Annotated in this window: 6 protein-coding genes; 3 read left to right on the plus strand and 3 right to left on the minus strand. The window is 71.5% G+C overall.

Annotated features, from left to right (window positions below):
• Positions 1-30: 30 nt before the first annotated feature.
• Together EDM22_RS15940 and EDM22_RS15945 are read right to left on the minus strand one after the other, a co-directional pair.
• Positions 31-864 carry an aldo/keto reductase gene (locus tag EDM22_RS15940; protein ID WP_122938075.1) on the minus strand — a complete coding sequence of 278 codons (834 nt, stop codon included), beginning with the start codon at positions 862-864 and terminating at the stop codon, positions 31-33.
• Positions 865-880: 16 nt separating this feature from the next.
• Positions 881-2,089 carry an MFS transporter gene (locus tag EDM22_RS15945; RefSeq protein ID WP_122938076.1) on the minus strand — a complete coding sequence of 403 codons (1,209 nt, stop codon included), beginning with the start codon at positions 2,087-2,089 and terminating at the stop codon, positions 881-883.
• 202 nt (positions 2,090-2,291) lie between these two features.
• Between EDM22_RS15945 and EDM22_RS15950 the strand changes: the two genes are divergently transcribed.
• The 3 genes from EDM22_RS15950 to EDM22_RS15960 are packed head-to-tail and all read left to right on the plus strand — an operon-like array spanning position 2,292 to position 5,004.
• Entirely contained in the window at positions 2,292-3,188 is an 897-nt protein-coding gene (locus EDM22_RS15950; RefSeq protein ID WP_122938077.1) for an ABC transporter substrate-binding protein, read from the plus strand.
• Positions 3,189-3,193: 5 nt separating this feature from the next.
• The gene (locus EDM22_RS15955) at positions 3,194-4,201 is read left to right on the plus strand and encodes an amino acid ABC transporter permease (protein WP_122938078.1); all 1,008 of its coding nucleotides are present in this window, start codon (positions 3,194-3,196) and stop codon (positions 4,199-4,201) included.
• Positions 4,198-5,004, plus strand: a complete 807-nt coding sequence (locus EDM22_RS15960) for an amino acid ABC transporter ATP-binding protein (protein ID WP_281274096.1) — start codon at positions 4,198-4,200, stop codon at positions 5,002-5,004. Before EDM22_RS15955 ends, EDM22_RS15960 begins: the two co-directional genes overlap by 4 nt.
• Positions 5,005-5,050: 46 nt before the next feature.
• Here EDM22_RS15960 and EDM22_RS15965 read toward each other — a convergent pair.
• A partial coding sequence (locus EDM22_RS15965; RefSeq protein ID WP_122938079.1) for a DUF3418 domain-containing protein occupies positions 5,051-6,000 on the minus strand: 950 nt, incomplete at its 5' end.

A 6,000-nucleotide genomic window follows, 5' to 3' on the forward strand; every position in this document is an offset into this window, starting at 1 on the left:
GGAGTCGGATCACGATCGGATTGCGCTCGCTCAGTCGTCGTCGGGGTCCCTGCCGGTGCGCTCGCCCGACTCGAGCGTCGCGAGGGCCGCGAGGTCGTCGGCGTCGAGCTTCACGTCGAACACGTCGACGTTCTCCCGGATCCGCTCGGGCGACGACGCCTTCGGGATCACGATGTTCCCGAGGTGCACGTGCCAGGCGAGCACCACCTGCGCGGGGCTGCGCCCGTGCTTCGCGGCGATCGCGTCGAGCAGGGGCGTCGCGAGCACGCGGCCGCGGGCCAGTGGCGACCACGCCTCGGTGCGGATGCCCATGCGCTCGTGCGCGGCCCGGAGCTCGGCCTGGGGCAGCCACGGATGCAGCTCCACCTGGTTCACGACAGGCGTGACCCCCGTCTCGCCGACGATGCGCTCGAGGTGGTGCACGTGGAAGTTCGAGACCCCGATCGACGACACGCGCCCCTCGTCGCGCAGGCGGATGAGGGCGCGCCACGTGTCGACGTAGCGGTCGCGCGACGGCACGGGCCAGTGGATCAGGTAGAGGTCGAGCCGCTCGAGCCCGAAGCGCTCCATCGCCACGTCGAATGCGCGCAGCGCCTCGTCGTAGCCGTGGTCGTCGTTCCACACCTTGCTCGTGACGAAGAGCTCGTCGCGCGCGACGGGCGCCGCCCGCACGGCCGCGCCCGCCTCCGCCTCGTTGCCGTAGAGGGCGGCGGTGTCGAGGTGCCGGTAGCCGGCGTCGATCGCGGCGAGCGCGAGGCGCGTGGCATCCGCCGCCGGCACCTTGTACATGCCGTACCCGACCTGGGGGATGGCGTTGCCGTCGGCGAGGGGCACGAGCGGGGCGAGCGGGGGGTGCTGCGGCATCCGGTACCTCGAGATCTCAGCTGGGCGTCACCGGCACCGGTTCGGTGTCGGGGATGGGGCTCGCGTCGCGGCCGCGCAGGTCGGGATGCCAGCGGCGGAACACCGTGGGCACGAGCACGCCGAGCAACGCGAGGCCGGTCGCCGCCCAGAACGCGCCGGGCGCTCCGTTCGCGTCGATGAGGAAGCCCGCGAGCGCCGAGCCAAGCGCCGCCCCGATGAGCTGGCCCGTGCCGACCCAGCCGTAGGCCTCGGCCGTGTCGGAGAACTTCACGCTCGCCGACACGATCCCGAACAGCACCGCGAGCGCGGGCGCGATGCCGATGCCGGCGATGAAGAGGGTGACGGCGAGCCACCAGAAGTCCATCGAGAACGCCGCGAGCGCCGTGCCGACGAACACGATGAGCATGCGGCGAGCCGTCGACCACGGGCCGATCGGCACGTGGCCGAGGAACAGGCCGCCGGCGAGGCTGCCGAGCGAGAAGATCGCGAGCACGATGCCGGCCTCGGCGCCGCCGTGCCCGAGGGCCGCGACGACCCCCGCCTCGATCGCGGCGCAGGCGCCGATGAGCAGGAACCCCACGACGGTCGCGAGCAGCACCGGCGGGCGTGCGAGCACCGTGCCGAAGCGCCGCTTCGAGCGCGGGATGCGGACGCGGCCGAGCTCCGGCGAGGAGATGAACCAGATGCCGCCGATGACCATGAGCAGGGCCGCGAGCAGGATGCCCCAGACCGTGCCGATCTGCAGCGAGACGAACGTCGTGACGACCGGCCCGACGACCCAGATGATCTCCTGTGCCGACGCGTCGAGCGAGAACAGCGGGGTGAGCTGGCGCGAGTTCACCATCTTCGGGTAGATCGTTCGCACGGCGGGCTGCACCGGCGGGGTCGCGAGGCCCGCGACGAGGCCGACGGACATGTACCCGGCGACGGTGAGTGGCAGCACGCCGATCGCGACGACCGCGGTCACGCACACCGAGAGGGTCGTGATGAGCACGGGCCGCATGCCGAACCGGCCCATGAGGCGGCTCGTGAGCGGGCCGGCGACCGCCTGGCCGATCGAGGTCGCGGCGAGCACGAGGCCCGCCGCGCCGTACGAGCCCGTCTGCTGCTCGACGTGCAGCAGGAACGCCAGCGAGAGCATGCCCTGGGGGAACCGTGCGGTCAGCTGGGCGGCGATGATGCGAGCGACGCCCGAGGTTCTGAGCAGATCGGTGTAGCTTCCCACGGTCCGACCACTCTATCGAGGCGGATGCCGCGGCACCGCGCCGGTTCGCGTACCGGGTCGACACGCCGATTCCACGCGTCGGTTCGCCGCGGAACCGTGACCTTCGGCACGATCCGAGGGCCCGCGACTGTATTAGGGTCTCCCGTGTGTCGATGACGACCAGAGCGTCGATCTCGACGGCACCCTGACAAGAGGAAACACCATGCGCACTCGACTCGTCGCAGCCCCGGCCCTCCTGGCCGCGGCGGCGCTCCTGCTCACCGGCTGCGTCGACAACACGTCGACCGATGCCGGCTCCACCACGGCGCCGACCTCCGCGGTCGCCGCCGACGACGCGGCGGTCGCCCTGCTGCCCGCCGAGGTCAAGGACTCCGGCAAGCTCGTCGTGGGCATCGACCCGACCTACCCGCCCAACGAGTTCAAGGACGCCGACGGCAACCCCATCGGCTGGGGCGCCGAACTCGCCGCGGCCGTCGCCGCGAAGCTCGGCCTCGAGGTCGAGTACCAGGTCTCCAAGTTCGACAACATCATCCCGAGCATCACGGGCGGCAAGGCCGACATCGGCGTCTCGTCGTTCACCGACACGGTCGAGCGCGAGAAGCAGGTCGACTTCGTGAACTACTACGAGGCCGGCATCATGTGGGCCTCCGCGGCCGGCAAGGACGTCGACCCCGAGAACGCCTGCGGCCTCAAGGTCGCCGTGCAGGCCACCACGTACGAGGACACCGACGAGGTGCCCGCGAAGTCCGACGCGTGCGTCGCCGCGGGCAAGCCCGCCATCCAGAAGGTGCCCTTCGACACGCAGGATGCCGCGACGAACGCCGTGGCCCTCGGCCAGGCCGACGCGCTCAGCGCCGACTCGCCCGTGACCCTCTACGCGATCTCGCAGACCGGCGGCAAGCTGCAGGCCGCCGGCGAGTCCTTCGACGTGGCGCCGTACGGCATCGCCGTCGCCAAGGGCACCGGCCTCACCGAGGCGGTCCAGGCGGCCATGCAGTCGCTCGTCGACGACGGCACCTACGGCGACATCCTCGACGAGTGGGGCGTCGCCGACGGCGCGATCGACCAGATCACGATCAACGCGGCGTCGAACGGCTGATCGCCGTGTCCACGTCCGCAAGCGGCCGTGGGGCGGTGGGCACGGTCCCGCCGCCCCACGGCGGCCACGACGAGCCCGCGCCGATCAAGGCGGTGAAGCTGCGGCATCCGTGGCGCAACGTCTTCGCCGTAGTGCTCGTGCTGATCCTCGTGCTGTTCGTGCTCGACGCCGCGCAGCGACCCGCCTACGACTGGCCGACCGTCGCGAAGTACCTGTTCGACCGCCGGGTGTCGCAGGCGGCGCTCGTCACCCTCGAGCTCACGGCGCTCTCGATGCTCTTCGCGATCATCATCGGCGTGATCCTCGCGATCATGCGCCTCTCGCCGAACCCGGTCGTCAAGTCGGTCGCGTGGTTCTACCTGTGGATCTTCCGCGGCACACCCGTGTACGTGCAGCTCGTGTTCTGGGGCCTCATCGCGATCATCTACCAGACGATCGACGTCGGCATCCCGTTCACCGAGCCGTGGGTGTCGTTCGACACCGCCGACCTGATCCCCGTGTTCTGGATCGCCGTGATCGGCCTCTCGCTCAACGAGGCGGCGTACATGGCCGAGATCGTGCGCGCCGGCCTCCTCTCGGTCGACGCAGGCCAGGACGAGGCGGCGACCGCGCTCGGCATGAGCTGGTCGCAGACCATGCGGCGCGTGATCCTGCCGCAGGCGATGCGCGTCATCATCCCGCCGACGGGCAACGAGGTCATCTCGATGCTGAAGACCACGTCGCTCGTCACGGCGGTGCCGCTCACGACCGAGCTCTACAGCCGCACGCGCGACATCTCGGCCGAGACGTTCAACCCGATCCCGCTGCTCATCGTCGCGTCGATCTGGTACCTGTTCTTCACCTCGGTGCTCATGGTCGGGCAGTACTTCCTCGAGAAGCGCTTCGCCCGTGGCATCGGCGACCGGCCCGATGCCGGCCCCGGCCCGATCGTCGGCACCCCGGCGACCGGCGTGCTCCCCGCGGTCGTCCAGGATCCGACCATCGGCGCCAAGCAGGGAGGTGACGCGCGATGACCGACGTGAACGCAGCGCCCGCGCCCGCGGCATCCGCTGCCGAGGTGCCCATGGTGCTCGCCGAGGGCGTGTCGAAGAGCTTCGGCTCGAACCAGGTGCTGAAGAGCATCTCGCTCGAGGTGAAGCGGGGCGAGGTGATGTGCCTCGTGGGCCCGAGCGGCTCGGGCAAGTCCACGTTCCTGCGGTGCATCAACCACCTCGAGGCCGTCACCACCGGGCGTCTCTCGGTCGACGGCCAGCTGGTCGGCTATCGCGAGGCGGGCGGCAAGCTCTACGAGCTGAGTCCCAAGGATGCGGCCCGGCAGCGCCGCGACATCGGCATGGTGTTCCAGCGGTTCAACCTGTTCCCGCACATGACGGCCCTCGAGAACGTGATGGAGGCCCCGGTGCTCGTGAAGGGCACGCCGAAGGCGCAGGCGAAGGCGCGCGCGCTCGAACTGCTCGACCGCGTCGGGCTCGCCGACCGCTCGGACTACTACCCGGCGCACCTCTCGGGCGGCCAGCAGCAGCGCGTCGCGATCGCCCGGGCGCTCGCGATGGACCCGAAGCTCATGCTGTTCGACGAGCCGACCTCGGCGCTCGACCCGGAGCTCGTCGGCGAGGTGCTCGACGTCATGAAGGGGCTCGCGCAGTCGGGCATGACGATGATCGTCGTGACGCACGAGATGGGCTTCGCGCGCGAGGTGGCCGATTCGCTCGTCTTCATGGACGGCGGCGTCGTCGTCGAGACCGGCCCGCCGCGCGAGGTGCTCGCGAACCCGCAGCACAACCGCACGAAGGCGTTCCTCTCGAAGGTGCTCTGAGCGAGCGCGCCGGCCGGTAGCGGGTTGGCCCGGTGTTCGCCCCGGGTCAGCCCGCGAGCGCCTTCGCGATGCGCTGCGGCGAGACCGCCTCGGCGGTGCGCAGCTCCTGCGCGAAGAGGCTCACGCGCAGCTCCTCGAGCATCCAGCGCACGCGCACGAGCCGCTCGGGCGCCTCGGGGTCGATCGGGATCGTGCCGCCAGCGCGCTCGAACGCCGCGATCGATGCCTCGAGCTGGTTCATCGCCTGGCGGTCGCGACCGGGGTTCTCGACGAGCTTGCGCACCCGCAGCGTGATCGCCTCGAGGTAGCGCGGCAGGTGCCGCAGCCGATCGAGGCCCGTCGCCGAGACGAAGCCCGACGGCACGAGGGCCTCGAGCTGCGAGCGCGCGTCGCCGAGCGCGGCCATGAGGTGCAGGCTCGCCGCCTTCGCGATTGCCTTGTCGGCCTCTCGGGTGGCGCGCAGGATCCGGGCCACGAGTGCGACGGTCTCGAACATGCGGTCGAGCACGTTCGCGGCGACGGCATCGCGCACCGCCTCGAACTCGGCGCGCGTCGTGAGCAGCCCGTCGGGGTGCCGCGCCCGCAGCTCGGCGTCGACGCACGCCGCGAGGCAGTCGTCGAGCAACGCGCGCGTGCCCGGGTACGAGCTCGCGGCGAGCGAGAGCTTCTCCTCGTTCGACAGGTGCTCCTGCACGTAGGCCACCGGGGTCGGGGTCGCGAGCACGAGCAGGCGACGGATGCCGCGACGCGACGCCCGGTCGCGCTCCTCCGCCGTGGGCACGAGCCGCAGCGCCACGCTCGACCCCTCGTCGACGAGCGCCGGGTACGCGCGGATCACGTTGCCGGCCTGGCGCCGGTCGACGTGTGCCGGGATCGCGTCCCACTCCCACGTCGTGACCCCGCTGCGCTCGGCGAAGCCGGGCGACTCGGATGCCGCGGCGACGCGCTCGTCGCCGGCCGCCGTGGCCGCGCCGCGCCCGCCCGGCTCGCCGCGAC

The sequence above is a fragment of the Agromyces tardus genome (assembly GCF_003710805.1).
Classification (GTDB): domain Bacteria; phylum Actinomycetota; class Actinomycetes; order Actinomycetales; family Microbacteriaceae; genus Agromyces; species Agromyces tardus.

What these genes read in the sequence shown, in the direction of transcription:
- EDM22_RS15940 (WP_122938075.1), bottom strand. Translation starts at nt 864, where the DNA reads ATGCCGCAGCACCCCCCGCTCGCCCCGCTCGTGCCCCTCGCCGACGGC.
- EDM22_RS15950 (WP_122938077.1), top strand. Translation starts at nt 2,292, where the DNA reads ATGCGCACTCGACTCGTCGCAGCCCCGGCCCTCCTGGCCGCGGCGGCG.
- EDM22_RS15960 (WP_281274096.1), top strand. Translation starts at nt 4,198, where the DNA reads ATGACCGACGTGAACGCAGCGCCCGCGCCCGCGGCATCCGCTGCCGAG.